Below are 26,579 nucleotides of genomic sequence, written 5' to 3'. Positions count from 1 at the left end.
CGGATTTTTCCGGACAGGGGTTCGGCGTTACAGCATGTGTTTTTTGTGCAGGAACCAGGCCGTCACCGCGCAGATGATGAGGGTCAGCCCCAGCACGATGCCGAAACCGGCGGCGCTGCTGGCAAAGGGCATGCCCTCCGACGACACGTTCATGCCGTACAGGCCGCTGACCACGGTGGGCACAGCCATCAGCAGGGTGATGCTGGTCAGGTATTTCATGGCGTTGTTCAGGCGGTTGTCCAGGATGGAACTGAACAGTTCCCGCGTACCTTTGATATCGTCCCGGTAGATGCTGGTCATCTCGATGGCCTGGCGGATCTCCACGATGACATCGTCCAGCAGTTCCCGGTCGTCGGGATACTGTTCCAGCCGCTTGTAGCGGGTCAGACGGTCCAGGACCGTGGCGTTGGCACGCAGACTGGTGGCAAAGTAGACCAGGGTGGATTCCAGCCCGTGGAGCTCCACCAAATCACTGTCCCGCAGATCCCCCGAAAGGTTTTTCTCCAGCGCCTGCCGCCGGCGGTCGATGAGCCGCAGCTCCTGCTGGTACATGGTGGCGGCACGGTAGAGCAGCTGGTAGACGAACCGCATCTTTTTCCGGGTGGAAAAGCCCTTCACCCGGCAGGAGGTGAAGTCCCCGATCACCGGCGTCTCCACTGAACAGACGGTGACCACCAGCTCCTGGGTCAGCAGGATGCCCATGGGGATGGTGGAGTAGGAACCCTCATCGGCGCCGGGCAGCTGGTAGGGAATGTCCACGATGATGACGGTGTATCCGTCCTCCAGACTGATACGGGCCGATTCTTCGGGGTCGGTGGCGGCAAACAGGTCGTCCGGCTCGATGTCCAGCGTGGCGGCCACCTGACGCACCTCGGCCTCGCTGGGGGCCGTCAGGCATACCCAGCTGCCTTCTTCCATATTGTCTGCCCGGGTCAGCAGTTTGTCTCTTGTGCGGTAAATCTTCATCATGGGCCTGTCCACCTGTACCTATATACTGTCTTACCAGTATAAGCTCTCTGGAGCCAAACCGCAAGTAAAACCTTTGTACAATCTTCTCTATACCTTATATAATAGAAAAAAGCCTCCTTCACACAGCCTGGACCCGGTTCTTGTGGTATCGACACCTTCCCACAACAATATACAGGGTGCCCAAAAACTGCCCGAAAAATTTGTCAAAAAAATTGAAAAAAGGTGTTGACAAACGCTTTACGGGGTGGTATTATAGTCAAGCTGTCCGGCGCGAGAGCGACACAGACAGCCGCTGAAAACCGCATAACAACAGCCTTTGAAGGCTTTTCGGGAGCTTGGCTCCCGAAAAAACTTCAAAAAAATCTCAAAAAAGTTCTTGACAAAACGAACTTCATGAGATATAATAAATAGGCTGTCACGCAAGATGCGAACAGCGAGCAGGACCTTGAAAATTGAACAAAACTGAAACTTGTGGAACCTTATCGTGGGTTTGGAAACCCACGTAAATCAATTCCAAATTACAAGTAATTCAAACAGGACGCAAGCGATTGTGTCTGAGTGATTTACAAGATTAAACACTTATAAAGTGATTTAATACCATTTTATAAAGAGTTTGATCCTGGCTCAGGACGAACGCTGGCGGCGCGCCTAACACATGCAAGTCGAACGGAGTTAATCCGAATGAAGTTTTCGGATGGATTTTGGATTAACTTAGTGGCGAACGGGTGAGTAACGCGTGAGTAACCTGCCCTGGAGTGGGGGACAACAGTTGGAAACGACTGCTAATACCGCATAAGCCCACGGCCCGGCATCGGGCTGAGGGAAAAGGATTTATTCGCTTCAGGATGGACTCGCGTCCAATTAGCTAGTTGGTGAGGTAACGGCCCACCAAGGCGACGATTGGTAGCCGGACTGAGAGGTTGAACGGCCACATTGGGACTGAGACACGGCCCAGACTCCTACGGGAGGCAGCAGTGGGGGATATTGCACAATGGGGGAAACCCTGATGCAGCGACGCCGCGTGGAGGAAGAAGGTTTTCGGATTGTAAACTCCTGTCGTTAGGGACGAATATTGACGGTACCTAACAAGAAAGCACCGGCTAACTACGTGCCAGCAGCCGCGGTAAAACGTAGGGTGCAAGCGTTGTCCGGAATTACTGGGTGTAAAGGGAGCGCAGGCGGACCGGCAAGTTGGAAGTGAAATCTATGGGCTCAACCCATAAATTGCTTTCAAAACTGCTGGCCTTGAGTAGTGCAGAGGTAGGTGGAATTCCCGGTGTAGCGGTGGAATGCGTAGATATCGGGAGGAACACCAGTGGCGAAGGCGACCTACTGGGCACCAACTGACGCTGAGGCTCGAAAGTATGGGTAGCAAACAGGATTAGATACCCTGGTAGTCCATACCGTAAACGATGATTACTAGGTGTTGGAGGATTGACCCCTTCAGTGCCGCAGTTAACACAATAAGTAATCCACCTGGGGAGTACGACCGCAAGGTTGAAACTCAAAGGAATTGACGGGGGCCCGCACAAGCAGTGGAGTATGTGGTTTAATTCGAAGCAACGCGAAGAACCTTACCAGGTCTTGACATCCGATGCATAGTGCAGAGATGCATGAAGTCCTTCGGGACATCGAGACAGGTGGTGCATGGTTGTCGTCAGCTCGTGTCGTGAGATGTTGGGTTAAGTCCCGCAACGAGCGCAACCCTTATTGCCAGTTACTACGCAAGAGGACTCTGGCGAGACTGCCGTTGACAAAACGGAGGAAGGTGGGGATGACGTCAAATCATCATGCCCTTTATGACCTGGGCTACACACGTACTACAATGGCGTTTAACAAAGAGAAGCAAGACCGCGAGGTGGAGCAAAACTCAAAAACAACGTCTCAGTTCAGATTGCAGGCTGCAACTCGCCTGCATGAAGTCGGAATTGCTAGTAATCGCGGATCAGCATGCCGCGGTGAATACGTTCCCGGGCCTTGTACACACCGCCCGTCACACCATGAGAGCCGGGGGGACCCGAAGTCGGTAGTCTAACCGTAAGGAGGACGCCGCCGAAGGTAAAACTGGTGATTGGGGTGAAGTCGTAACAAGGTAGCCGTATCGGAAGGTGCGGCTGGATCACCTCCTTTCTAGGGAGTCAGACATTCAGTCAAAGCTGGTCTTTGAGTGGATGGACAGGGAAGCAAGTTTCAGTATTGTTCAATTTTGAGGGATCCTGATGCCTCCGAATCTATGATTCGGAATCGCGCAAGGCGCGATGCAGCAGGCGGCGAAGCGCAAGCGGAGCCGAACCTACCAGATCGGCCACCGAACAGGTGGCTTGATGGAAGTAGATTCTGCGGTGGATACCTCAAAAAAGCATAAGGGACAGCGAAACCCGAAACGCTGATAAAGGCGCGGGGGTATAGCTCAGTTGGGAGAGCACCTGCTTTGCAAGCAGGGGGTCAAGGGTTCGAATCCCTTTATCTCCACCATTTGGGCTGATAGCTCAGCTGGTTAGAGCACTCGGCTGATAACCGAGAGGTCGATGGTTCGAGTCCATTTCAGCCCACCACTGGTTATCCAGTGCGCTGGGTAACCCAGAACCTTATGCAAGACCGCAGACCTGAAGGTTTGCGAACAAAAACAAGCCCCTTCGAGAGCGCGTTTTTGTGAGCATAACCCTCCTGTCGATGGTCGAGTCCAACGGATGTACACCGCATCGCGCAAGCGAGGCGGACAGATGTCCGAAGGACAGATGTACCTTGAAAACTGAATATAGAACTGCGAAATGAGATTTTAAGCTAGTAAAATTCCTGATTTTTTATAAAATCTATAATTTCACCAAGCGGTAGTCGCCACTGGTTCAAAGGAATCAATTCGGCGACATACGATGCTTCTGGAATTTTTTCTTCGAAAAAATTGCGAAACATCGTAAAATCTCGTTGGCAAATGGAGAATCTGAAAAGAGATATGTTTATCGAGAGATAAACAACGGTCAAGCTACAAAGGGCGCAAGGAGAATGCCTTGGCACTGGGAGCCGATGAAAGACGTGGTAAGCTGCGATAAGCCTTGGGGAGGAGCAAACATCCTTTGATCCAGGGATTTCTGAATGAGGAAACTCAACAGAGCTCATACTCTGTTATCCTGCACTGAATCCATAGGTGCAGGAGGGGAACCGCCTGAACTGAAACATCTAAGTAGGGCGAGGAAGAGACATCAACCGAGATTCCGTTAGTAGTGGCGAGCGAACGCGGAAGAGGGCAAACCGGAAGGAGAAATCCTTCCGGGGTACGGACCGCTTTTAGGACCCAAGCTGTTAGCCGAATGGTGTGGGAAAGCCATCCGGAGAGTGTGAGAGACACGTAGGCGAAAACGGCGAGGGCTGCGCGAGTTCCAGAGTACGGCCAGACACGTGAAACCTGGTCGGAAGATGGGGGGACCACCCTCCAACCCTAAATACTACCCAGTGACCGATAGCGTATAGTACTGTGAAGGAAAGGTGAAAAGGACCCCGGGAGGGGAGTGAAAAAGAACCTGAAACCTTGTGCCTACAAGCACATAGAGCACATCAACGTGTGATATGGTACTTTTTGTAGAACGGTCCGGCGAGCGATTGTACGTTGCGAGCTTAAGCACTTCAGGTGCGGAGGCGTAGCGAGAGCGAGTCTGAATAGGGCGTTTAAGTAGCGTGCAATGGGCCCGAAACCGGGTGACCTACCCATGATCAGGCTGAAGTGAAAGTAAAATTTCATGGAGGGCCGAACCGACCTCCGTTGAAAAGGCGGCGGATGAATTGTGGGTAGTGGAGAAATTCCAATCGAACTCGGAGATAGCTGGTTCTCCCCGAAATAGCTTTAGGGCTAGCCTCATGTTAGATACCCGGAGGTAAAGCACTGAATGGCCTAGCGCCCGAGAGGGTAGCGAAGCCTATCAAACTAAGAATGCCGGAATATCGATGCATGGGAGTCAGACAGTGTGAGATAAATCTCATTGTCAAAAGGGAAACAGCCCAGATCTACAGCTAAGGTCCCAAATTGTATCTAAGTGGAAAACGATGTGAAAATACACAGACAACCAGGATGTTGGCTCAGAAGCAGCCACTCATTTAAAGAGTGCGTAATAGCTCACTGGTCGAGCGTCTTTGCGCGGAAAATTTAACGGGGCTAAGATACAAACCGAAGCTTAGGCTGCACCGTAAGGTGCGGGGTAGGGGAGCGTTGTGTACGCGGAGAAACGATAGCGTAAGCGGTCGTGGAGTGTACAGAAGTGAGAATGCCGGAATGAGTAGCGCGAATGCAGTGAGAATCTGCATGGCCGGAAACCTCAGGTTTTTGGAGGAAGGTTCGTCCGCTCCAAGTTAGGCGGGAGCTAAGGTGAGGCCGAAAGGCGTAGCCGATGCACAGACGGTAGAGATTCCGTCCCCACCGAAAGATTTAAGCGCAGGGACACTTTTTGAAGGTCAGAGCCGGGTGTTGGTTCCGGTAGTGATCGAGGGAAATTTAGTACCGAAGTCTGGCTGAATGAGAGGCGAGAAAAGCTGCGTGTATATCTAAGGTGCCCGTACCGCAAACCGACACAGGTAGGTAGGAAGAAGATTCTAAGGCCAACGGGAGAAGGGTTGTTAAGGAACTCGGCAAGTTGACCCCGTAACTTCGGAATAAGGGGTGCTCACGAGAGTGAGCCGCAGAGAATAGGCCCAGGCAACTGTTTACCAAAAACACAGGTTTGTGCTAAATCGAAAGATGACGTATACGAGCTGACGCCTGCCCGGTGCTGGAAGGTTAAAAGGAGATGTGCAAGCATTGAATTGAAGCCCCAGTGAACGGCGGCCGTAACTATAACGGTCCTAAGGTAGCGAAATTCCTTGTCAGGTAAGTTCTGACCCGCATGAAAGGCGTAATGATCTGGGCACTGTCTCAACAGCCCGCCCGGCGAAATTGTAGTACCGGTGAAGATGCCGGTTTCCCGCGACAAGACGGAAAGACCCCATGGAGCTTTACTGTAGCCTGATATTGGGTTTCGGTGTTGCATGCACAGGATAGATGGGACGCTGGGAAGCAGGAGCTTTGGCTTCTGTGGAGCGGACGTTGGGATACCATCCTTGCGACATTGGAATTCTAACCTGCGCCCTTGAATCAGGGCGGGGGACATTGTCAGGTGGGCAGTTTGACTGGGGCGGTCGCCTCCTAAAATGTAGCGGAGGCGTTCAAAGGTTCGTTCGATCTGGACGGAAACCAGATGAAAGAGTGCAAACGCATAAACGAGCCTGACTGCGAGACTGACGGGTCGAGCAGAGACGAAAGTCGGAGTTAGTGATCCGGTGGTATGTGAGTGGAAATGCCATCGCTCAACGGATAAAAGTTACCCTGGGGATAACAGGCTGATCTCCCCCAAGAGTCCACATCGACGGGGAGGTTTGGCACCTCGATGTCGGCTCATCGCATCCTGGGGCTGAATTCGGTCCCAAGGGTTTGGCTGTTCGCCAATTAAAGCGGTACGCGAGCTGGGTTCAGAACGTCGTGAGACAGTTCGGTCCCTATCTGTCGTGGGCGCAGGATATTTGAAAGGCGCTGTCCCTAGTACGAGAGGACCGGGATGGACGAACCTCTGGTGCACCAGTTGTCACGCCAGTGGCACAGCTGGGCAGCTATGTTCGGATCGGATAAACGCTGAAAGCATCTAAGCGTGAAGCCGGCCTTAAGATAAGATATCCCACTGAGTCAATCAGGTAAGACCCCTTGAAGACTACAAGGTTGATAGGCACAATGTGTAAGTGGCGCGAGCCATTCAGCAAGCGTGTACTAATAGGTCGAGGGCTTGACCCCATCTTGATCAGATACTCTGTTTGCAAGCAGTTCGATATTCAGTTTTGAGGGTACATCCTCAACAAAAGAGAAGCAGATGACAAGGTCATGTGCATGGCCGGTGTCGATGACGGTGAGGTTCCACCTGTTCCCATTCCGAACACAGAAGTTAAGCTCACTTGTGCCGAAGATAGTTGGCTGGAGACGGCCTGTGAAAATAGGTAGATGCCGGCTTCTCTTAAAAAGCAGCCTCCGGGCCGAGCGAAGAGCCCGGAGCCGGAGGTTTGCTTATTATGCACCATTAGCTCAGCTGGTAGCGTTAGTAGCCAATACTAAAGCTGAAAGCCGCTGAACTATTCAAAACAGGATTTGACGCTGAATCGCCGAAAATCCTCATAAGCACCATTAGCTCAGTTGGTAGCGTTAGTAGCCAATACTAAGGCTGGAAGCCGCTGAACTATTCAAAACAGGATTTGACGCTGAATCGCCGAAAATCCTCATATGCACCATTAGCTCAGTTGGTAGCGTTAGTAGCCAATACTAAGGCTGAAAGCCGCTGAACTATTCAAAACAGGATTTGACGCTGAATCGCCGAAAATCCTCATATGCACCATTAGCTCAGTTGGTAGCGTTAGTAACCAATACTAAGGCTGAAAGCCGCTGAACTATTCAAAACAGGATTTGACGCTACATCGCCGAAAATCCTTATATGCACCATTAGCTCAGTTGGTAGAGCAACTGACTCTTAATCAGTGGGTCCTGGGTTCGAGTCCCCGATGGTGCACCAAAAATACCGCAACGAGTGTTGCGGTATTTTTTTGTGTCTCGAAAACCACTCGCTAGGCGAGTGGTTCCAAAAAAGACTTATGTCGATCATGGTGAAATAAAAACTCCCTTTGCTATAATAGGAGTGCGGTCTGCCAACTGCACAAACAAGCAAAGGGAGGTCATTCAAAAATGAACGACGTAAACAGTTTATCGCATACAAGCTGGAATTGCAAATACCACATAGTCTTTGCGCCGAAATATCGGCGCAAAGTGTTCTACGGCCAGAAGCGCAGAGAAATCGGAGAGATTTTAAGAACACTGTGCAACTGGAAGAAGGTAAAAATCGTGGAAGCAGAAGTATGCCCGGACCATATCCACATGCTGGTCGAGATACCGCCGAAATATTCGGTTTCGAGCTTCATGGGGTATCTGAAGGGGAAAAGCAGCCTGATGCTGTACGAGAAATTCCCAGAACTGAAATTCAAGTATCGCAATAGGGAGTTCTGGTGCAGGGGATACTATGTGGATACAGCAGGAAAAAACGATAAAAAGATAGCAGAATACATCCGGCGCCAGTTAGAAGAAGACCAGGCAGGCGAACAGCTGACAATGGGAAACTTCTAAACAGCTCGTTTACGGGCGGCAAGTAGCAATCCTTCGCGGCTGGCAGGCCGTACCAACGCGACGTGACGCGTGCGCTAGTATTCCAGGGTTTCACCCGTCTGTGCAAAACCCCCGGCTCCGCCGGGGGATATTTATTATGCACCATCCCCTTCGGGGCGGGCTCATGCGTCGCGCAAGCGCTTGCATTCGCCTCGCGGGGACCGGTCGCTAAAAACGTTCCACTGGAACGTTTTCTTAACGCTCCCGCTGATGGTGCACCAGAAACAGCCTTACACAGTGTGTAGGGCTGTTTTTTTGTTGCAACATCCCGGGACGCTACGACTTTCCCGGTGCAGACGGGGACGAGAACAGCTCGTGCCCGCCGCCTGCTCCGGCGGGCACAAGATAGAGCGCGGGTCCCTGTGGTGCCTGATTAGCCGGAAAGAGGGGCTACATCACCCCCTTCGGGGAAGCCGCATGCGTTGCGCAAACGTTTGCGTTCACCTCGCATAGTATTTGCTTATTTGTTTCAAAACGTGGGAGGCTGGCGGCGAAAGCGAGAGGCTCCTCTGTCCCAGCGCAGAAATTTTGCATGGATTTTACATAGATTTGATGATGCGATGGTAGATAGGCCCGCCGCCGCACTGATAAAATAAGATGAATTATTTTTAAAATGCCCCCGTTTTGACGCGGTCTGCTGCGTATTCTGCTGTAAAGGGGGAGAGAGGAATCATCATGGTACGCACCGAACATGATATCGTGCAATTGGTCTATGCTGCCAAGACCGACCCGGCGGCTGCCGATGCCCTTGTGCAGCAATATCTGCCCTTTGTGCGCAGCGAAACGGTCAAATTTACCCACGCTGCCATTGAAGCAGGCCACGAAGATGCCCTGAGCGTGGCCTTGCTGGCATTTTACGAAGCCATCCTGAGCTATGAGCGGAGCCGCGGCGCCTTTGTGCCCTATGCGGCCCGTGCCATCCGCAACCGGCTGATCGACCAGTACCGGGCGGAACGCCGTCACCGGGGCCATGTGTCCTTGCAGGCGCCTTCCGGCACGGACGACCGGGATCTGGAGCAGACTCTGCCCGAAAAGGAGAATCCGGTGGAAGCTAGTGAACTTCGGCTGGCCAGCCGCCGGGAAATCGAGGAGTTCGGCGCCCAGCTGGCGGAATTCGGCATTTCTTTTTCCGACGTGGCGGACAACTGCCCCAAGCAGGACCGCACCCTGGATGCCTGCCGCCGGGTCCTGGCCTATGCCCGCACGGCGCCGGACCTGCTGGAACGCCTGGTGCAGACTCGCCGCCTGCCGGTGGCAGAACTGACAGCCGGCAGCGGTGTGGACAAAAAGACCATCGAGCGTCACCGCCGGTATCTGGTGGCGATCCTTCTGGCCTTTACCAACGGTTATGAGATCATCCGGGGGCATCTGTGCCAGATGGCGCCCCGCAAATCCCCGGAGAAAGGAGGGGACAAGGTATGAAATATCTGGTTATGGAACTTCATCCTGCCTATGCCGTCCTGCTGGACGAGCAAGGGCGGTTTCTCAAGGCGGCCAACCTTGGGTATTCCGTGGGCCAGCAGGTGGAACAGCCCGTTTTGCTGCGCAGTCCCCGCATTCTGCCGGTAAACTTCGCCGCTATCGGCGGCCTGGCCGGGGCAGCAGCCTGCGCCTGCCTGGTGTTCTTCGGCTATTACCAGCCCAACTATACCGCCTACGGCACCTTGCAGATGGCCATTAACCCCCAGGTGGAAATGACCCTGAGCCGCACCGACCGGGTGCTGGCGCTGGAAGGCCTGAACAGCGATGGCGCCGACCTGATCGAGGGATATGATTTTGCCGACCGAAAGGGCAGCGAAGTGGCCGAAGACCTGGTGGACCGGGCTTTCGACCTGGGATTTCTGGAGGAAGGCGGGGAGGTATCCCTGTCCGTTGAGGGCGGAGATGACACCTGGAAAACAGACACTGAAAACAGCGTGAAAGACACCCTGGAAAGCAAGTATGCCCAGACCATTGTGATCCATCTGGGTGAACCGGACCCGGAACCCGCGCCCACGCAGACGCCGACGCCCACACCGACTCCTACGCCGACCCCGACACCCAGCCCGACGCCTGCACCCACCCCGGTGCCCACCCCAGTCCCGCAGGATGACTGGGATGACGATGACGACTGGGACGACGATTGGGACGACGACGATGATGGGGATGACGATTGGGACGACGATGATGACGACGGCGGGGACGATGACTGATCCCGGCGGCAGGGAAAAGGGGCGCAGAAAAATTTTTTGAAAAAAATTTGGAGCGGACCCCGTTTTCAGGATCGGGACTGCGTAATCTTCAGGTGTAAGCGATAAGGAAACGGACCTGAACAGCAGAAAAAGAAAAAAATCCGGAAGACCCCGGTTTTACGCATCCGGCTCCGTATCCTTCCCACAGAGATACAAAAACAAAACAAGGAGATGACCCAAATGAAAAAGACCACGATGCTTGCCCTGACCTCTCTGGCCCTGACCGCTGTTTTCTCCCTGACTGCCTGCGGAAACACCGCCGCGTCCACCGCACCTGCCGCGTCCACCGTGTCCGCCGGTTCCGCCGCGCCCCAGGCGGCAGCCGCCGGGACCCCGGCCGGTACGGTGCTGCTGAGCGTGAACCCCGAGATCGAGATGGAATATGACGATGCCGGGCAGGTGCTGGCCCTGAACGCCCTGAACGGGGACGGTAGCGCCGTGCTGGAAGGGTATACCGGCTACGAAGGCAAGCCTTGCACCGGCGTGGTGAGCGAGCTGGTCAGCCGCATCAACCAGGACGGATATTTTGAGAAGACCATCGCGGGCCAGGAAAAGAACATCGTCCTGCGCCTGGAACACGGGTCTTCCATCCCTGATGAGGAGTTCATGAACAACCTGGCCGACGCCGCCCGCGCCACCGTGGAAGCGGAACAGATCGGCAGCCGCACCGTGGCGCTGGATGAGGACGATCTGGACGACACCCACCCGGGCAAGGATTACATCAACGCCCAGGCAGCCGAGGACCTGCTGGTCGCGCAGCTGGGCCGGGACGACCTGCAGTTTGTGGAGCGGGAATACGACCTGGACGACGGCGACTATGAAGTGGCGTTCGTGCTGGACGGCGTGGAGTACGAGTATGAGGTGGACGCCGTGACCGGCAAGGTCACCGAGATGGACGTGGACGGCGTGGATCATGATGACCTCTACGACGATGACATCTATGACGATGATCTCTACGACGACGACCACGACGATCTCTACGATGACGACATTTACGACGATTACGACGATCTCTATGATGACGACGTATATGACGACTACGATGATGACCTCTATGACGACGACGATCACGACGATGATTTCGACGATGATGATGACCACGACGACAATGATGACGATGACGACGATGACGACGATTGGGACGACTGATGATCGCCTGACCTTGCATTCTCCCTTACATCCCGTAGCGGCATAAAACAGCAGCCTCACGCTTCCGGTGCGTGAGGCTGCTGTTTTTTGTATGGCGAACCCCGTCCCCGGGGGCAAGAAAAAGCCTCCGCCAAGGCGGGGGGATAAAGGAAGCCGTCAGAAACCGCGCCCCCGGCCCAATATAATGCTGTCATGGCGGGAAAGGTTCCCGCGGGAATATGACCGGGAAGGTGGAGAGCAAGACGAAAAACACTGGAAAAAGATGGGTCAGACGGCTGGGCGCGCTGTGGCTGGCGCTGACGGCGGCCTGCACAGGGGCGGGGATGCCCGCATTGGCGGAAACGTCCATTCCAAACCAGACACAGCAGCAAAGCGCCGCAGTGCCTGTCAGCGGGGAGACCGCCACCGCCGAAACTTCTGTTAAAACAGCAGCTGTGGAGAATGAGACAGGTGCAGGGGAGACCGGCACACAGGCCGCCGGGAACATCCTTACCGACACTGTATCCCCCGTGGGCACCACCATCAACCTGTTTGATTACTGGATCACCACCCGTTTTGCCCCGGACAACGTCAACCCGGCGGATATGGACCAGGACATCAACGCGGGCAAGCTGCTGCAGTTCACCGCCGCCGCCCCCCCGCAACCCCAACGGCGGCGTCAACGATTACACCGGCAGCGACAAGCCCCGCACCGGCATTGTGCAGAACACCCTGCAAAACGGGTATCCCGTGCTGTCCCAGGGGGACCGGTCCCTGGCCTACCTCTTCAACCCCAACCTGGCCAATGCGGGCAAGGCGTCCTTTCCCGGGGTGCGCAACCTGCTGCAGATCGACGACCAGAGCAACTGACTCTTAATCAGTGGGTCCTGGGTTCGAGTCCCCGATGGCGCACCAAGAAGAGCCAACAGAAGAAGTTGTTGGCTCTTTTTACGTTGTTGCCACTGTTTACCAAAGGAAAGATAGGCTGACGTCGGTTACGTCAGCCCTTTTTGTGTCTCGAAAACCACTCGCTAGGCGAGTGGTTCCAAAAAAGACTTATGTCGATCATGGTGAAATAAAAACTCCCTTTGCTATAATAGGAGTGCGGTCTGCCAACTGCACAAACAAGCAAAGGGAGGTCATTCAAAAATGAACGACGTAAACAGTTTATCGCATACAAGCTGGAATTGCAAATACCACATAGTCTTTGCGCCGAAATATCGGCGCAAAGTGTTCTACGGCCAGAAGCGCAGAGAAATCGGAGAGATTTTAAGAACACTGTGCAACTGGAAGAAGGTAAAAATCGTGGAAGCAGAAGTATGCCCGGACCATATCCACATGCTGGTCGAGATACCGCCGAAATATTCGGTTTCGAGCTTCATGGGGTATCTGAAGGGGAAAAGCAGCCTGATGCTGTACGAGAAATTCCCAGAACTGAAATTCAAGTATCGCAATAGGGAGTTCTGGTGCAGGGGATACTATGTGGATACAGCAGGAAAAAACGATAAAAAGATAGCAGAATACATCCGGCGCCAGTTAGAAGAAGACCAGGCAGGCGAACAGCTGACAATGGGAAACTTCTAAACAGCTCGTTTACGGGCGGCAAGTAGCAATCCTTCGCGGCTGGCAGGCCGTACCAACGCGACGTGACGCGTGCGCTAGTATTCCAGGGTTTCACCCGTCTGTGCAAAACCCCCGGCTCCGCCGGGGGATATTTATTCTTTTATCTATTCACAATGTGTAGTTAAAATATTTGTGATACGAATTTCATCGAACTTTGAAATTTTTGCACGATTTAACATGGCGGCTACGATGATGTTGTAAGTAGCAATAACCAATCCTGAGTGATTCACCAACCACACATTTTTTCTCTGGAAGCAACCGGGGTTAACGGCAGAATAAGATGAGTACAGTAATGCAATCATATATTGTCGGAACACAGTTCCTACCATAGCAATGCCTGAAGCCATCAGTTATACCTTTGGGGCATTTATTGAAGATAACTCTGAAATAGCGGAATAAACTCAAGAAATAAAAGAGATCTTTGATGCCTGGATGCCTCTCTGAAAGGGTCAGAGCAATAAGTAGCAAAGCCTTTCATGCAAAACACTAAAAAACTCAAACGAGTAATTTCGCTAGGAAACTACTCGTTTGTATTTATCCATTAGATTATAAATGCGTATCTTACTATTTCCGACAAAAAAGCCCGCTGCATTTTTGCGACGGGCTTTTTATCATATCATTATTTCATTCCTTAGGCTTTGACATCTCCGGACGATGAGGCTGATACATGCCACAAGCTGTCAGCGGCGGCCATTCGTGAGCCTCGGCATTGACTAGCTTTTGAATAACTGCTTTAACTCCCTTGTACAAAACGGAATTTCTGTTCCCTATGGTTTTCATTTAGTTTACTCCTATTTTACTCTTTGAAAGAACTAGCAATAATGCTGTTGTAGCTACTCCCACGAGTATACTCGTGGCCATTAGTGGAACAAAGAAAAAGAGTACTACAATCAGTAACCATAATAAAAACAACCGCATCTTTATGCGTGGTAGAAGTGCTTGAATTTCCTCTTGTGTCAAATGTAACTCTGGATTATTGGCGGGAGCTAAGTAAATAATCAGGCAGGAAGAAAAAAATAAAATACAGAAAAGCAGAAGCGTACTTTCTATACGGGAAACCAAAGAGGTCCCTATAAGTTGTGTTACCGTAGCAGCCAGCAAACACCCCAACGGCGATTTTGCATGAAACCCACCTGTACGAGAACGCAAAAAGCGATAACTTAGAACAAAGGTAATCGAAATATACCAAGGTGCAACCAGACTCCCAATCGGTACCAACCACAGCAATGAAATTACATCCATTACTCGGTGCATGATCATATACTTGCACCAGGGGGTTTGCTTAGCTTCAATTAAACCTTTCCGAAGGAAGTAATCCGTTAGTTTGTTGGAAAATTTCTCCATCGAACCGACCTTTATATTTTTGCTTTCAGGATACCACTTTTCCATAGAAGGCGCTATGATTATTGCGTAATTGCAGGAATATTGTGCGCATGTGCAAATTACAGAGAACGATCTGGCCAATCCAAACTGAAAGCAAACATGCCATTTTCATATGCTATATCATACTCTGCTCCATACTTTTCCAAAATTGTTTTCACATTACGCAGACCGAAGCCGTGGAAAGAAGCATTTGGCTTTGTCGTTGCAATATTCTGATTTACGATTTTCACAGGAGCACTCGGATTTAGCACCGAAATATAAACACTTCCAATCTGGTTGTTTGGTAGGAAATTGCGTACAATACTCACTTGTATCCAACGTTCGTTCTCTGGCAGCTTTTGACACGCTTCAATTGCATTATCCAGCAGGTTTCCCAGCACAATAGTGCAGTCTGTTGGATGAATGTGAATTCCTGACAAATCATTCGTTTCAAATCTCATTTCAATATGACTATTCTGAGCCTTGTACCCTTTTTGGTTCAAAATAGCGTCTATTGTGGCGTTATGAGTATTTACAAGCAAAATTCTTTCTGTATGTGCTTCTTGAAGTTGGGATATATAGTCAGAAGCTTCTGAAATTTGATTAGACTGCAACAGCCCTGACAAGACTGACAGGTGTTCTCGGAAATCATGTGTTAATTTGCGTTGCGCCTCATATGCAGCAGAAAGCGCCACCACACTCTCCTTCTGTTGTCGCTCTCGTTCGCTTATTGCGACCAACATCTCATGCTCCCGTATATTTCGTTTTAGTTCATCAATCAGCAGTAGAACTATTATGTCTGCTGCTGCTACCATGGCAAGACATAACACTGCAAATAAACTTTTGAGTTCATGGCCTGTAATCACCCTATACAATAGAAGCAAAATCAAAATGGAAGCAATTGGGAAAATAGTTGTGATGAGTGTCCAATTGCGTTTTTGATTGTGATTGTTTTTTTGCATATACAATCGTCCTGCGAGTTTGGAAAACAGCAGCATACAGCCTGTTCCAATGAGAGCAGTGATTGTATACAGTACTTTGTTGTACACAAATTCTTGACGTTGCAGCGAAAAGATGCTCATAACAGAAAATTCTATCATATATGCGAGGGCACTGAAAATTGCGTACATTGCTATAGAAATAAACACCCGAAAGAAAAATCGGCCTTGATATAAAACAAAATTTAGGACTAAAAGAAGAACCGGCACAAGAAGGGCTTTAAATGGACTGAGTACATTTCCTTCCAGGTTTAAAACAACGCATTCTACCACCAGCCATGCAAAAGCGATGGCATAAAAAACAGCGCCTTTGTATTTTCGGATAAAACATGCGTCGAAAAACCAGATGAAAGCCAAAAGCTGCAGGCCATTCATCAGAACACTGATCACATATTCCATCGCTTCAGCCCTTTCCAGCGCAAATATTCTCGTTTTAATTCCTGATAGCTTCTGGCGCTGATTGGAAGCTGCGTTCCATCGACCAGCCAAACGCCCGTACTTTTTATTTGTTGAATATAGCTCATATTCACAAGATAACTCTGGTGTATTCTTAGAAATCCCCGTGGTGCCAAGAGATCTTCCAATTTTCCCATTGTTATACTGACCATTATGTAAGGACGTGGTTCATAGATTAAATGAATTTTTAAACGACGACCGTTCGTCTCGGCAAAGACCATATGTGTTGGTAAAATATCCACTTCAACATTGTCACTGGAAAAGCGTACATGGTCACGGTCTCTGCGATACGCTGTCATTACCGCTTCTAGACATGAAGGAAGTTTTTCCTCTAACTGGTCCTTCAACAAATATCGGAGTGCGCGAACCTCATATCCTTCCAAGCTGTATTGTACATAATTGGTAACAAAGATAAGAATCAAATCGGCATGCTGCTTGCGCATTTTTTGGGCTAAAGTGATACCATTCACTATGCCCATATCAATATCAAGAAAAGCTACATCGTATCGTAATGCATCAATTTCCGCCATTTTTTCTGTTTCCGAAATACATTCGATAGAAACCCTCCAACTATACCTCTTAAAATAGTCAAGAATACGGTTACGTAAATTCTCCGCAAAATCCATATTGTCATCACATATTAAGAGTCGCATATGTTGCCCCTCCCTAAAGGTACGGCTTTCTTTGTGCGCGATTGGTAAAATTCTTTGTTTCAACATAATTCAAAAAGTCCCCTTTGTCAAATAAAGATTCGTGAAGAAGCAAAAATATGGATTATTCAATAAGTTTATTCCAATTTTTTGCACCAGTCAAACTTTACAATATGAATGTGATATAGGGGGGATATAAATGTTTGACTTCGGGCAACGTCTTTTGCGGCTCCGCAAGGAACATGGCCTATCACAAAAAGAGTTGGCCCAAAGAATTCAAGTCTCTAAATCAACTTTGGCTAATTATGAAAATGATATGGGATTTCCCTCTTTACCTGTTGCGGAAGATATGGCGGATGCCTTTAATGTGTCCCTGGACTACTTGGCTTGTGGCGAAAAGGCAAAAATTATCACTGCAAGGAATTTAAAAGATGACCAAATCCAACTCATAACAGAATTGGTGCAAGAAATGGCAAGTCCGGATGCGAATGGATTCAGACTTTCTGCTCGACAACAGGATTTACTTGCTCGTCTTATAGAACAGTTTTTGCGGTAAAAGCAATTTTTATAGAATTCGAAAACAGTCAAAGTGTTGTAGAAATTCATTTAGAGATGTCCCACTCTGATTTAGCAGTCAGGGTGGGGCATTTTTGCAGTTATACATATTTTCCCATCACTTGTGCAAATATGCTGGACAGTCGTAATACTACAGTTTATATTATAAATACAAATTAAATCAGTCCTACATGAGAGAAACTATAATTTCTTCGCATGGTTTGTTGGCTGCTTTAAGGGAAAAGGTTACAGCCTCCAATCAAAAGTTCGCAATGCGTCGGTGCACAGGCGCTTATTATTCGTTTCCCAATTTGCAAAACCACAAAATGAAAGGGTGAATAACATGAAACGCTTGATTTCCATTCTCTTTGTCTGCGTCATGATGTTTGGGCTCGCCACCAGTGCATTTGCGGCCGAAGCGGATGGTTCCGCTGAAAGTGAGGCAGCATCGGTTGAGGTGGTTGATTCTGTTCCCATGAGCAGCGATCAGACCGCGCAGACTCGTGGCATTGCGACGGTCAAAACCGGAACCATTGAGGCCGGCAGTTCGAAAGTGGTCTATTCACGGAACCCGCTGTTCACAGAAACCTGGGTGATTGGTCGGCAAGGCGGCACTACAGGTAAGATTGACGTTGAGGTAAGAAACGAGTTGGGAATCGTGCTCGGCTCGAAAGCCTTCCAATCCGATGGAGATGGGTTGTTGACAGTTACCATCCCTTGGGATGCCGGCGAATGTACCATTCGGGTGTATAACCATACTGGTACAGCTGGCAGTTGGACCCTCTCTGTTTCTGGCGTCTGATACGCCAAAATTCCCGATGCGCATGTGAGGAATTGGTGTTTTGAGCACTTCCGCAAGAGTTCGTATTAATCGTCTATGACAATCGCTATACGGTGCCGGTATTTTTACCGACACCGTATTTGGCTTGGTTGGATCGCAAGCAAAAGCCCCTAAAAGAGTAGGAAGCCTCTGTTTCAGGCTTTGAGATAATCTTTAAGAACCTAAAAGAAAAGCTCGATTGTGAACAATATGGTGAGTGGTGCAGGAACAAATAGTTTACGCCTTTCTGTGGGTTGCATGTCTGTCTGTCAATCTTTAGGAACTTTCTTGCATCTCTGGCTCAATCGGGGTTCATGTCATAAAAAGCACTTTGTGAAAAAATAATAGTAAGGAGATTCTAATCATGAGTGTTGCCCAAATCCTTAAGATTGACCAGATTGCAAAGGTATATGGAGATGGCGAAAGCAGAGTGGTCGCAGTTAACCAAGTGAGTTTTTCGGTTAACAAAGGCGAATTTGTGGTAATTATTGGGCCGTCTGGTTGTGGAAAATCAACGCTGCTCCATATGATAGGTGGAGTTGAACGCCCCACATCTGGAAACACTTTTGTGGGCAATGTTAATATTTCCCGATTATCCATAGATCGCTGTGCGGCCTTTCGCCGTAAAAATATCGGTATTGTATATCAAAGCTATAACTTAATTCCCGTTCTTACTGTGAAAGAAAACATCTTGCTGCCTCTGCAGCTGGACCGAAAGAAAGTTGACACAGCATATTTTAATGCACTGATTCATCGTTTGGGCCTCGAAAACAAACTCGAATCTCTCCCACGACAACTATCTGGCGGTCAACAACAGCGTGTAGCAATTGCACGTGCACTGATTAGCAAGCCCGCGATTCTCTTGGCTGATGAACCAACCGGAAATCTTGATACTGCTCGCAGTAAAGAAATAATCTCGTACATAAAGAAAATGAACGCAGAGGAAGGCCAAACCGTAGTTCTTGTTACACATGATCCGAGAATAGCAGCACAGGGAAGCCGAATCATCCAAATGCAAGATGGCAGCATTATCCGAGATGAGGTGAGGACGCAGTGACATCGCTAAAAAAAATGGCCCTACCGAGGTTTCAAAATGGAAAAAGCCGCTTCTTTTTTACCATAATTGGAGTGGCTTTATCAACGGCTATGCTGTTGGCTGTTTTCTTAGGCAGTGATGCTGCCATGGATGTTATGCGTAGATACACCATCTGCCAACAGGGTGAGTGGTACTGGTCTATGTTACAGTTGCCCGGTTCTCAAGCGAAATTTCTGTTAGATTCGGCAAGTGATGATGAAATTGTCAGTGTCTATGGTGGTAAATATCAAGCCACTGACAATAACGGAATTTCGATGACCCTGTATGGTGTCGATGATTCTTTTTTAGAGATGATGCAGGCAAACTTAATTGAAGGGAGTTGGCCTACGAATCCTGAGGAGATTGCAGTCAAGCAGGGAAGCTCTGATTGGAATATAGGAGATACTGTACAGATAAGCGATTCGCACGGGGAACTTCGGGAGATTACTGTTGTTGGCTTCTACGGAAATTCCGCTTTGGATTTTCAATTTCCTTCAGTAGATGGATCGGTTACTGCATTTTATAGTATTGACTGGGCAAATACACACGGCGAAGATGTCTATCGCTTTTTCTCTATGCCCAAAACATATACTAGTACGTATTCAAACAGTATAGCACAAATTAGCAAAACCGTCCTTGAATCAGCCCCCCAGGCGTATGTGTTATATAATAATGCTTTAATTACATTTTCAGGATATCCCAGCCCCGCAGGTCAAAATATTATCCCGCTTGTTGTTCTCTTTTTACGAATTATTCTCGTAATGATCATCGCTGTTGCATCGATATTGTTGATATCGAACTCCTTTTCCATCAGTATGGCACAAAAGAAAAAAGAATTGGCATTACTGGTTAGCATCGGGGCAACCATGCGTCAAGTTGGAAACTGCTTACTGTTTGAAGCCTTGTCAATCGGCTTGGTCGGAATTCCTTTGGGAGTGATTTTAGGATATGGAAGCCTATTTGTGGCCTTCCGTTTACTGAGTCCATTGACCGCAAATGCTGGTGCAATGCTGGGAGGAGACCTATCCTTTCACTTAAATTTTAACATCGCATGGATTTTTATCACAGTAACTCTTAGTTCAATTGTGCTCTTTACTTCTGCAAAACGACCTATGAAGTTGTTTAAGAAAGAGTCTGTCATTAACAATCTGTTTGGTAACAGTGAAGTAATGGTTGGACGCCGCATTACACATCAAGGGCGAATCGTAAGCCGGTTTTTGGGTGCAGAAGCGGGCTTGGCTGTTAAGGAGGCAAAACGGAACTGGAGAGGCTATAAAAGTGCTGTAAGATCGTTGGCAGTATGTATAGTTATCTTTATAGGTTCGGCGGGATTAAGTATATACTTACCCAATGCGTATTTCTCGCAAAGAGATATTCCCACCGGCCCCATTACTGTTAGTTATGCATCCACAAAGGAAAATGTGACACAGACGAGTGAATTTCAAAAACTTACAGCTCCCCAAACTCCTGTAAAGGCTATATCCATTACGGAAACCGAATCCTTCGACATTCAAAACATTCCGGCTTCCGCCTATACCGAACAAAATCTTTATTATATGGATATGCTTAATGCTGTGAAAGATGGGGATCAGTACAGCACCATGATTCAGTTCACCGTTATTCCAGATGAAGAATTTGAAAAATTAGCGAATTCTAGTTCTGCTCCCGAGGAACAGATTGGATGCATTTTACAAAACCGATTCTTTTATTCAAATGAGGATATAATACAAACCAAATTACATGCAGGGGACAGCTTAAATACAAGTCTGGCTGGCCTGCCTGTATCGTTGTACATTGTTGATGTGGATGACAAACGGTTTGTGGAAGATCGGATAGGTGATCTGTCCTCGCTATCAGTACTAATCAAACGAACTGATGCAGAACACATGTTTGAGCAGTATTACCAGCAAACTGGTGAAGTCTTTGCACGTTCTGTAACGATTTCCTATCAAACTGATTCACTAGCGGAGCTACAAAGCGAATTGCTTCCTTATAGTTACAATGATTTATTTACTGCTGGCACTTCAGATTATTTAATTGTATCAGACAACAGTGTAGAGCTGATGCTGATTGGCATTGTGCGTATGCTGCTATATCTCATTTGCTATGGTTTTTCCGCTATGTTGGCTCTAATTAGTATATGTCAAATGATAACAACCATTTCCACAGAACTGACTTTACAGCAGAAGGATTTTGCCCTTCTTCAATCCGTTGGGGTCGGTGAGCAAAGCTTGAAAAAAATGATTTATTTCCAAGCCTTTGTATATGTTGCAAACGCAATTAAATGGGCAATTCCATTGGGCCTTGTATTATTGTTCGGAGAATATTATTTCTTGAGAAACATCGCTGCTTTTCTTTTCTCTGTTCCTTGGTGGGCTTTCGCCACAGTAATTATTGTAGCAGCCATTGTAATTGGACTAGTCGCAATCCCGCCTATTCGTTCTTTGAAAAAGCAATCTATCATTGAAAACATTCGCGTCAATGAGTAATAACATATTTAACATTTCAAGAATAGCAATATAGAGCGATTTAGTTTATCTTCAGGGAATCCGTTTGTGGTCTTTCTTATGCAGTGGCTTTCGAGGTATAAGTGTATTTGAATAAGCCATGATGAAAGCGGCGGGCCACCCCTGTTTAGGGGGGGGCCGCCGCTTTCATTGAAATCACGATGGTTATACTCGGTCTACGAAGTCGACATTGCTGTATGCATCAGCTGTCTCCAGAAGAGTGTTACCGAGGTACACTTCTGCATGGGTGTGAGCCTGATATGCCCCCGGGGACAACGAACGTCTGGCACTGGTTTGTGCTGTAACCATTCCAGAGGCAGTCCATGTGCAGCCAGACACCACTGTGCTCGTGTTTCCTTGTATCGCATCCTCCGATGTAGTAATTCACCTGCTTTATAAGTAAACCCAGTTGCTCCTACTCCTAGACTAAAAGGGGCAACCAGTATGGCTGCATACTTTGGGAATGTTTTTAGAAAAGCGTTAAAGGCACCGATTAGTATTATCTTGTTTTCGCCTTCTTTCTTGGAAGTGGTTACCTCTGAAAATTGCGGCAGTTAGTATTTGGAAGCTTTGTCAATATCAGAGATATGTTTGGAAGGTTTGTGCCAAAATGTGGAACAAATCATAATGACGATACAATGAAGGATTTTATGACTTGCGCTATTCGTACCTATCAATAGCTAAAATAACAGAGGACAAGTGCGCCCATTTTTAGCCGCTCGGTTTCTGGCAATGCCGGAACTGAGCGGCTTTTTGCTTTCCCCCCCTCTCCACACCTCTCCCCCTAGTATAAATTTACCGGCTGGGAAGAAAAGTTATCTACCAGCCGTTTACATAGATCCGCAAATTTCAACGAAAAACGAAAGTGAGGCAAAACCCATGAACATTGGCATTGATCACGGCTATTATGCCATCAAGACGCGGCATTGTTCTTTCCCAGCCGGTCTTACAGCCTACGGCAGCCACGAACCTTACACCCGCCAGGGACTCCTTGAGTTCGACGGGTGTTTTTTTGTTTGCGGAACCGGACGGCAGCCGATCCAGCGCGACAAAACCATCAACGACAACTACTACCTGCTGACGATGGCTGCATTGGCGCAGGAAATCCGCAGCCGAGGCGCACCCACCGAGTGTTCGGTTCGAATTGCGGCGGGCCTTCCGCTGACCAGCTATGGCCGGGATAAGCCGAAGTTTCGCAGCTATCTGCTTCGTCCTTCCCAGCCGGTTCAGTTCCGTTACGAGGGCGTGGAATACAGCATCACCATCGCGGATGTGCAGTTGTTTCCCCAGGGGTTTGCGGCCCTGATGGCCGAACCGGACCTGCTGACCGACGAACCGTCGCTGCTGCTCATGGACATCGGCGGCTGGACGGTGGATCTGATGCGAATCGACAACGCCCTGCCGGTAGCGGAAACGGCGCACAGCCTGGAACTGGGAATGATCCGCTGCATCGATGAGATCCGGGAGAGGGTCCGTCAGGAAACCGGTCTTTCGCTCACCGATGCTCAGATCGAGCAGATCCTGGCAGGCCAGCCCTGCAGCCTGCCGGACGAGGTACGCAGCATCGTGAACAAACAGGGCCGGCTGTATACCGAGCGTTTGTTCTCCGCAGTCATGGAAGCGGGCTTCGACCTTCACGCCATGCCTCTGGTCATGCTGGGCGGTGGAGCCTGTATCGTAAACCGCCACGTCAGCCCCAAAGACGGCCTGTGCCGCGTGATTCCGCTGCTGGATGACCGGGTGAACGCCATCGGTTTTGAGCGCGCCTTGGGCCGCGTTCAGGGCACGGTGAGCGAGGGATGAAACGGCCACAATTTGTATTCAGACCCACACTGAGCAATCCAGACCACCGGAAAGCGTGGGAGAGACTACAAGAAATACCAAAAGGCCAGCGTAAGGACTTCTTGGTGAGAGCAATTCTAGCCGAGATGGAAACAGAGCAGCTCAAAAAAGAAATTCGTCAGGTGCTGCGAGAAGAATTGACTTCCAGAGAAGGCAAAACAGGCAATTACATACCGACTGCGGAGAAAGAGGTACCCAAACAAACGCTGGATTTTTTGGCATCGCTCTGCGACTGACAGATCAATCCCCATTGTTGCTTATGATGTATTTCTGACACCGTATTCGATGTATTATCGTTGGTTTCTGTGAATAGCTTTCTGCTTGTGTTTGCAGTATGCTTTGCTTAGCCCAAGAGGAAAAGCACAAGAAAGGAGCCATAGCATGAGCAAATTAACGGTAACACTTCCGGATGATCTGCACGCACAGATCCGGCAGGAACTGGAAGAACAGGGAATCACCACCGGCCAGTTCATCGAGATGGTGGTCACGAAATACTTCACGAAAGACAAGAAAGGAGAAAACAACATGGCAACCAGAACCATCGCATTCCAGGTATCCGAGGAACTCTACCAGCGTATCAAAGACTACCTCAAGCACTACGAGGAAACCTACGGACGGAAGCTGAGCCAGAAAGACTTCATGGTCCAGCTCATTGAGGCCGAGCTTGACGCCGTCGACGAGGAAGCCGAGGCCGCAGCCGCGCAGAAGCAGGACCCCAGCGCGGAGATGAACGATACCGTGGGAGAAGATCCCGCGGAAGATCCGGCAGAGTCGGACGATGAAGATGAACCGGACGTCGATCAGGAGAACAACGACCCCGATGAGGACAGTGATACGGACGAGGAGACCAACACCGAGGAAGCCCCCGATGAAGCCACGGATGGCGAATCGGAGTACGGCGAAAGCGGTGATGCCTACACAGAAGAATAACCATAACAGCCAGCCCCGCAGGTCAACAGCCTGCGGGGCATTTTTGTGTCTCGAAAACCACTCGCTAGGCGAGTGGTTCCAAAAAAGACTTATGTCGATCATGGTGAAATAAAAACTCCCTTTGCTATAATAGGAGTGCGGTCTGCCAACTGCACAAACAAGCAAAGGGAGGTCATTCAAAAATGAACGACGTAAACAGTTTATCGCATACAAGCTGGAATTGCAAATACCACATAGTCTTTGCGCCGAAATATCGGCGCAAAGTGTTCTACGGCCAGAAGCGCAGAGAAATCGGAGAGATTTTAAGAACACTGTGCAACTGGAAGAAGGTAAAAATCGTGGAAGCAGAAGTATGCCCGGACCATATCCACATGCTGGTCGAGATACCGCCGAAATATTCGGTTTCGAGCTTCATGGGGTATCTGAAGGGGAAAAGCAGCCTGATGCTGTACGAGAAATTCCCAGAACTGAAATTCAAGTATCGCAATAGGGAGTTCTGGTGCAGGGGATACTATGTGGATACAGCAGGAAAAAACGATAAAAAGATAGCAGAATACATCCGGCGCCAGTTAGAAGAAGACCAGGCAGGCGAACAGCTGACAATGGGAAACTTCTAAACAGCTCGTTTACGGGCGGCAAGTAGCAATCCTTCGCGGCTGGCAGGCCGTACCAACGCGACGTGACGCGTGCGCTAGTATTCCAGGGTTTCACCCGTCTGTGCAAAACCCCCGGCTCCGCCGGGGGATATTTATTATTATCGGGAACTGTATATGCTGGGGGTCTTCCCCCGTAAACCTTGGCATCCATCCCCGGCCGTGCGGGAGGAAATCCGTCAGCTCGACAAACGAATTGAGCAGTACGAATTTCTAATGCGCCGGGATATCCAAACGCTGGCGCAGCTGCGAGATCTCCGTGCCCAAACAGAAGCGGAGGTGCGGCAGCTGAACGCAGAGCGCAATCACCTGTACAAGACCAAACCGGGAAGTGAGCAAATCCCGCTGATTACCCAACGTCTGCGGGAACTGCGCAAGACCATCAAATTGTGCAAAAAAATCGAAGAACATTCGCTGAAAATGGCACAGCGCCAGGAAGAAGAAAAGCGCCGTGCCGAACAGGAAAGGAGTTATGCCCATGAACGCGAATCAATGGAATTACCGGGTCCAGTACGCCCGTGATCACTACCCGCCCGGCACCCGTGTGCGGTTGCTGAATATGCCCGACGATCCCCAGCCCATTCCGCCCGGTACGACAGGCACCGTGATGGGCGTGGATGATGCGGGGCAACTGCTTATGAAGTGGGACAACGGCCGGTCACTGAGCCTTCTGCCCGGAACGGATTCCTTTGAGGTGATCAGCCGTCCGAAGGCCAAAGAAACGCATCAGCGCAAAGGAGAAGCCAGATGAACTACGGCGCAGAACCGGCGGATCAGGTCGTTCGCTACTCGCTGGAGGGCACCGAGGTTGCCCTGCGTCTTTCGGGATCGGCGGCGATCACCTTTGCCAAGTTTGTGGCCGCGGTGCTTCAGGATCAGAAAAAGACCCACGGCAAAACACGTCTGGTTCGCCTGCTGCGGGAAGGCAAGCCGTTAAAATTCTTCTCGGTGGAGAAAGATCGGATGCGGGAGTTCGCCCATGAAGCGAAGATGCACGGCCTGCTGTTTGTCCCCATGCGGGACAAGACCGATCCCGACCATATCGAGATCGCAATCCTGGCCGATGATGCCTCCAAGGTGAATCGGATCTTTGACCGCCTGCAGCTGGATGTAGTGGACACCGGTATGGCAGAAGCGGTGGACGAGGTGGCGCAGGACATGGAGGCTGTGCCCACTGAAGCACCGGACACTCCGCAAAAAGAGACTCAGAAGGAGGAAGCGCCGCCGGTTTTTCCTTTCCCGGCCCGTCGCCAGACGGAGCCGGAACCCGTCTCTCCGTCCATGCATTCCTCGAACAGCAACGAGAAATCGCCGCCTATGTGGCCCGGATTCCACGCCGACCAGGTGCGGGCCCAGGGTAGGCGTCCCAGTGTCCGACTGGAATTGGGCGAGATCCGTGCCATTCTGGCCGCCCGCAAGGAGCATTCCCCCATGCCCAGGTCGCCCATCCGAATCCACCGGGATGGTCCGGTCCGCGGGTAAAAGTTTTCCGTTTGTTTTCATTTGCGGGATAGCTATTCAAGGATAGCTGTGGTATGGTTTCCGTAATAGAAACCACCAG

General features: G+C 49.8%; 22 protein-coding genes, 3 tRNA genes and 3 rRNA genes. 23 read left to right on the top strand and 5 right to left on the bottom strand.

Translation table 11 applies throughout. The features are described from left to right. Positions 1-27 precede the first annotated feature (27 nt). On the bottom strand, positions 28-969 hold the full coding sequence (locus ABGT73_RS11635; protein ID WP_346669828.1) for a magnesium transporter CorA family protein: 942 nt from the start codon (positions 967-969) through the stop codon (positions 28-30). Positions 970-1,570: 601 nt separating this feature from the next. Here ABGT73_RS11635 and ABGT73_RS11630 point away from each other — a divergent pair. From ABGT73_RS11630 to ABGT73_RS11585, 10 genes are all read left to right on the top strand, one after another. After that, positions 1,571-3,099, top strand: a 16S ribosomal RNA gene (locus ABGT73_RS11630). A 269-nt stretch (positions 3,100-3,368) separates the two neighbouring features. Beyond that, positions 3,369-3,444 (top strand) — tRNA-Ala (locus tag ABGT73_RS11625). Positions 3,445-3,447: 3 nt separating this feature from the next. Next, positions 3,448-3,524, top strand: a tRNA-Ile gene (locus ABGT73_RS11620). Between the two features lie 421 nt (positions 3,525-3,945). Further along, a 23S ribosomal RNA gene (locus ABGT73_RS11615) occupies positions 3,946-6,778 on the top strand. 96 nt (positions 6,779-6,874) lie between these two features. After that, positions 6,875-6,991, top strand: a 5S ribosomal RNA gene (gene rrf / locus ABGT73_RS11610). The 16S, 23S and 5S rRNA genes sit together here with 3 tRNA genes alongside, the layout of an rRNA operon. Positions 6,992-7,468: 477 nt before the next feature. Next, positions 7,469-7,544: transfer RNA gene (locus tag ABGT73_RS11605), tRNA-Lys, on the top strand. Between the two features lie 170 nt (positions 7,545-7,714). Beyond that, positions 7,715-8,149: an IS200/IS605 family transposase gene (tnpA, locus tag ABGT73_RS11600; RefSeq protein ID WP_346669426.1), complete on the top strand. Its 435-nt coding sequence runs from the start codon at positions 7,715-7,717 to the stop codon at positions 8,147-8,149. Positions 8,150-8,863: 714 nt separating this feature from the next. Continuing rightward, positions 8,864-9,610: a sigma-70 family RNA polymerase sigma factor gene (locus ABGT73_RS11595; RefSeq protein ID WP_193503272.1), complete on the top strand. Its 747-nt coding sequence runs from the start codon at positions 8,864-8,866 to the stop codon at positions 9,608-9,610. Further along, on the top strand, positions 9,607-10,380 hold the full coding sequence (locus tag ABGT73_RS11590) for a hypothetical protein (RefSeq protein ID WP_346669827.1): 774 nt from the start codon (positions 9,607-9,609) through the stop codon (positions 10,378-10,380). The genes ABGT73_RS11595 and ABGT73_RS11590 overlap by 4 nt, the downstream gene beginning before the upstream one ends. Before the next feature lie 219 nt (positions 10,381-10,599). After that, on the top strand, positions 10,600-11,568 hold the full coding sequence (locus tag ABGT73_RS11585) for a PepSY domain-containing protein (protein ID WP_346669826.1): 969 nt from the start codon (positions 10,600-10,602) through the stop codon (positions 11,566-11,568). 190 nt (positions 11,569-11,758) lie between these two features. On the opposite strand, the gene ABGT73_RS11580 is transcribed toward ABGT73_RS11585, so the two are convergent. Then, positions 11,759-12,067 carry a hypothetical protein gene (locus tag ABGT73_RS11580; RefSeq protein ID WP_346669825.1) on the bottom strand — a complete coding sequence of 103 codons (309 nt, stop codon included), beginning with the start codon at positions 12,065-12,067 and terminating at the stop codon, positions 11,759-11,761. Positions 12,068-12,123: 56 nt separating this feature from the next. On the opposite strand from ABGT73_RS11580, the gene ABGT73_RS11575 reads away from it, so the two are divergent. Further along, on the top strand, positions 12,124-12,417 hold the full coding sequence (locus ABGT73_RS11575; RefSeq protein WP_346669824.1) for a hypothetical protein: 294 nt from the start codon (positions 12,124-12,126) through the stop codon (positions 12,415-12,417). A 279-nt stretch (positions 12,418-12,696) separates the two neighbouring features. Next, positions 12,697-13,131: an IS200/IS605 family transposase gene (gene tnpA / locus ABGT73_RS11570; protein ID WP_346669426.1), complete on the top strand. Its 435-nt coding sequence runs from the start codon at positions 12,697-12,699 to the stop codon at positions 13,129-13,131. Positions 13,132-13,950: 819 nt separating this feature from the next. On the opposite strand, the gene ABGT73_RS11565 is transcribed toward tnpA (ABGT73_RS11570), so the two are convergent. From ABGT73_RS11565 to ABGT73_RS11555, 3 genes are read right to left on the bottom strand one after another with little or no spacing between them, the layout of a single operon-like run. Then, a complete protein-coding gene (locus ABGT73_RS11565) occupies positions 13,951-14,559 on the bottom strand; it encodes an accessory gene regulator B family protein (RefSeq protein WP_346669823.1) in 609 nt (202 codons plus the stop codon). 53 nt (positions 14,560-14,612) lie between these two features. Continuing rightward, entirely contained in the window at positions 14,613-15,929 is a 1,317-nt protein-coding gene (locus tag ABGT73_RS11560; RefSeq protein ID WP_346669822.1) for a GHKL domain-containing protein, read from the bottom strand. Continuing rightward, positions 15,917-16,705, bottom strand: coding sequence for a LytTR family DNA-binding domain-containing protein (locus tag ABGT73_RS11555; protein ID WP_346669821.1), 789 nt, complete (start codon positions 16,703-16,705; stop codon positions 15,917-15,919). The genes ABGT73_RS11560 and ABGT73_RS11555 overlap by 13 nt, the downstream gene beginning before the upstream one ends. 130 nt (positions 16,706-16,835) lie before the next feature. On the opposite strand from ABGT73_RS11555, the gene ABGT73_RS11550 reads away from it, so the two are divergent. The 11 genes from ABGT73_RS11550 to ABGT73_RS11500 all read left to right on the top strand — a co-directional run bounded on the left by ABGT73_RS11550 (position 16,836) and on the right by ABGT73_RS11500 (position 26,500). Further along, complete coding sequence (locus ABGT73_RS11550; protein WP_346669820.1) at positions 16,836-17,192, top strand: helix-turn-helix domain-containing protein; 357 nt, start codon at positions 16,836-16,838, stop codon at positions 17,190-17,192. A gap of 342 nt (positions 17,193-17,534) precedes the next feature. Further along, positions 17,535-17,993: a hypothetical protein gene (locus tag ABGT73_RS11545; RefSeq protein WP_346669819.1), complete on the top strand. Its 459-nt coding sequence runs from the start codon at positions 17,535-17,537 to the stop codon at positions 17,991-17,993. Positions 17,994-18,375: 382 nt separating this feature from the next. Then, on the top strand, positions 18,376-19,068 hold the full coding sequence (locus tag ABGT73_RS11540) for an ABC transporter ATP-binding protein (RefSeq protein ID WP_346669818.1): 693 nt from the start codon (positions 18,376-18,378) through the stop codon (positions 19,066-19,068). Continuing rightward, positions 19,065-21,575 carry an FtsX-like permease family protein gene (locus tag ABGT73_RS11535; protein ID WP_346669817.1) on the top strand — a complete coding sequence of 837 codons (2,511 nt, stop codon included), beginning with the start codon at positions 19,065-19,067 and terminating at the stop codon, positions 21,573-21,575. Before ABGT73_RS11540 ends, ABGT73_RS11535 begins: the two co-directional genes overlap by 4 nt. Before the next feature lie 897 nt (positions 21,576-22,472). Then, positions 22,473-23,396, top strand: a complete 924-nt coding sequence (locus ABGT73_RS11530; RefSeq protein ID WP_346669816.1) for a ParM/StbA family protein — start codon at positions 22,473-22,475, stop codon at positions 23,394-23,396. Next, positions 23,393-23,671 carry a hypothetical protein gene (locus tag ABGT73_RS11525; RefSeq protein ID WP_082052251.1) on the top strand — a complete coding sequence of 93 codons (279 nt, stop codon included), beginning with the start codon at positions 23,393-23,395 and terminating at the stop codon, positions 23,669-23,671. Before ABGT73_RS11530 ends, ABGT73_RS11525 begins: the two co-directional genes overlap by 4 nt. Before the next feature lie 145 nt (positions 23,672-23,816). Beyond that, on the top strand, positions 23,817-24,365 hold the full coding sequence (locus ABGT73_RS11520; RefSeq protein WP_346669815.1) for a hypothetical protein: 549 nt from the start codon (positions 23,817-23,819) through the stop codon (positions 24,363-24,365). Between the two features lie 182 nt (positions 24,366-24,547). Beyond that, a complete protein-coding gene (tnpA, locus tag ABGT73_RS11515; RefSeq protein ID WP_346669426.1) occupies positions 24,548-24,982 on the top strand; it encodes an IS200/IS605 family transposase in 435 nt (144 codons plus the stop codon). 153 nt (positions 24,983-25,135) lie between these two features. Next, complete coding sequence (locus ABGT73_RS11510; protein WP_346669814.1) at positions 25,136-25,540, top strand: hypothetical protein; 405 nt, start codon at positions 25,136-25,138, stop codon at positions 25,538-25,540. Continuing rightward, positions 25,497-25,769, top strand: coding sequence for a DUF4314 domain-containing protein (locus ABGT73_RS11505; RefSeq protein WP_346669813.1), 273 nt, complete (start codon positions 25,497-25,499; stop codon positions 25,767-25,769). Before ABGT73_RS11510 ends, ABGT73_RS11505 begins: the two co-directional genes overlap by 44 nt. Next, entirely contained in the window at positions 25,766-26,500 is a 735-nt protein-coding gene (locus tag ABGT73_RS11500) for a PcfB family protein (RefSeq protein WP_346669812.1), read from the top strand. The genes ABGT73_RS11505 and ABGT73_RS11500 overlap by 4 nt, the downstream gene beginning before the upstream one ends. Positions 26,501-26,579 lie beyond the last annotated feature (79 nt).

Origin of the sequence: uncultured Subdoligranulum sp. (assembly GCF_963931595.1) — a bacterium.
Taxonomy (GTDB): domain Bacteria; phylum Bacillota; class Clostridia; order Oscillospirales; family Ruminococcaceae; genus Gemmiger.
This window is presented reverse-complemented; position numbering and strand designations above follow the sequence as displayed.

Coding starts and splice junctions, on each gene's coding strand:
- ABGT73_RS11635 (WP_346669828.1), bottom strand. CDS start 969: ATGATGAAGATTTACCGCACAAGAGACAAACTGCTGACCCGGGCAGAC.
- tnpA (WP_346669426.1), top strand. CDS start 7,715: ATGAACGACGTAAACAGTTTATCGCATACAAGCTGGAATTGCAAATAC.
- ABGT73_RS11595 (WP_193503272.1), top strand. CDS start 8,864: ATGGTACGCACCGAACATGATATCGTGCAATTGGTCTATGCTGCCAAG.
- ABGT73_RS11590 (WP_346669827.1), top strand. CDS start 9,607: ATGAAATATCTGGTTATGGAACTTCATCCTGCCTATGCCGTCCTGCTG.
- ABGT73_RS11585 (WP_346669826.1), top strand. CDS start 10,600: ATGAAAAAGACCACGATGCTTGCCCTGACCTCTCTGGCCCTGACCGCT.
- tnpA (WP_346669426.1), top strand. CDS start 12,697: ATGAACGACGTAAACAGTTTATCGCATACAAGCTGGAATTGCAAATAC.
- ABGT73_RS11565 (WP_346669823.1), bottom strand. CDS start 14,559: ATGGAAAAGTGGTATCCTGAAAGCAAAAATATAAAGGTCGGTTCGATG.
- ABGT73_RS11560 (WP_346669822.1), bottom strand. CDS start 15,929: ATGGAATATGTGATCAGTGTTCTGATGAATGGCCTGCAGCTTTTGGCT.
- ABGT73_RS11555 (WP_346669821.1), bottom strand. CDS start 16,705: ATGTTGAAACAAAGAATTTTACCAATCGCGCACAAAGAAAGCCGTACC.
- ABGT73_RS11550 (WP_346669820.1), top strand. CDS start 16,836: ATGTTTGACTTCGGGCAACGTCTTTTGCGGCTCCGCAAGGAACATGGC.
- ABGT73_RS11545 (WP_346669819.1), top strand. CDS start 17,535: ATGAAACGCTTGATTTCCATTCTCTTTGTCTGCGTCATGATGTTTGGG.
- ABGT73_RS11540 (WP_346669818.1), top strand. CDS start 18,376: ATGAGTGTTGCCCAAATCCTTAAGATTGACCAGATTGCAAAGGTATAT.
- ABGT73_RS11530 (WP_346669816.1), top strand. CDS start 22,473: ATGAACATTGGCATTGATCACGGCTATTATGCCATCAAGACGCGGCAT.
- ABGT73_RS11525 (WP_082052251.1), top strand. CDS start 23,393: ATGAAACGGCCACAATTTGTATTCAGACCCACACTGAGCAATCCAGAC.
- ABGT73_RS11520 (WP_346669815.1), top strand. CDS start 23,817: ATGAGCAAATTAACGGTAACACTTCCGGATGATCTGCACGCACAGATC.
- tnpA (WP_346669426.1), top strand. CDS start 24,548: ATGAACGACGTAAACAGTTTATCGCATACAAGCTGGAATTGCAAATAC.
- ABGT73_RS11510 (WP_346669814.1), top strand. CDS start 25,136: ATGCTGGGGGTCTTCCCCCGTAAACCTTGGCATCCATCCCCGGCCGTG.
- ABGT73_RS11505 (WP_346669813.1), top strand. CDS start 25,497: ATGAACGCGAATCAATGGAATTACCGGGTCCAGTACGCCCGTGATCAC.
- ABGT73_RS11500 (WP_346669812.1), top strand. CDS start 25,766: ATGAACTACGGCGCAGAACCGGCGGATCAGGTCGTTCGCTACTCGCTG.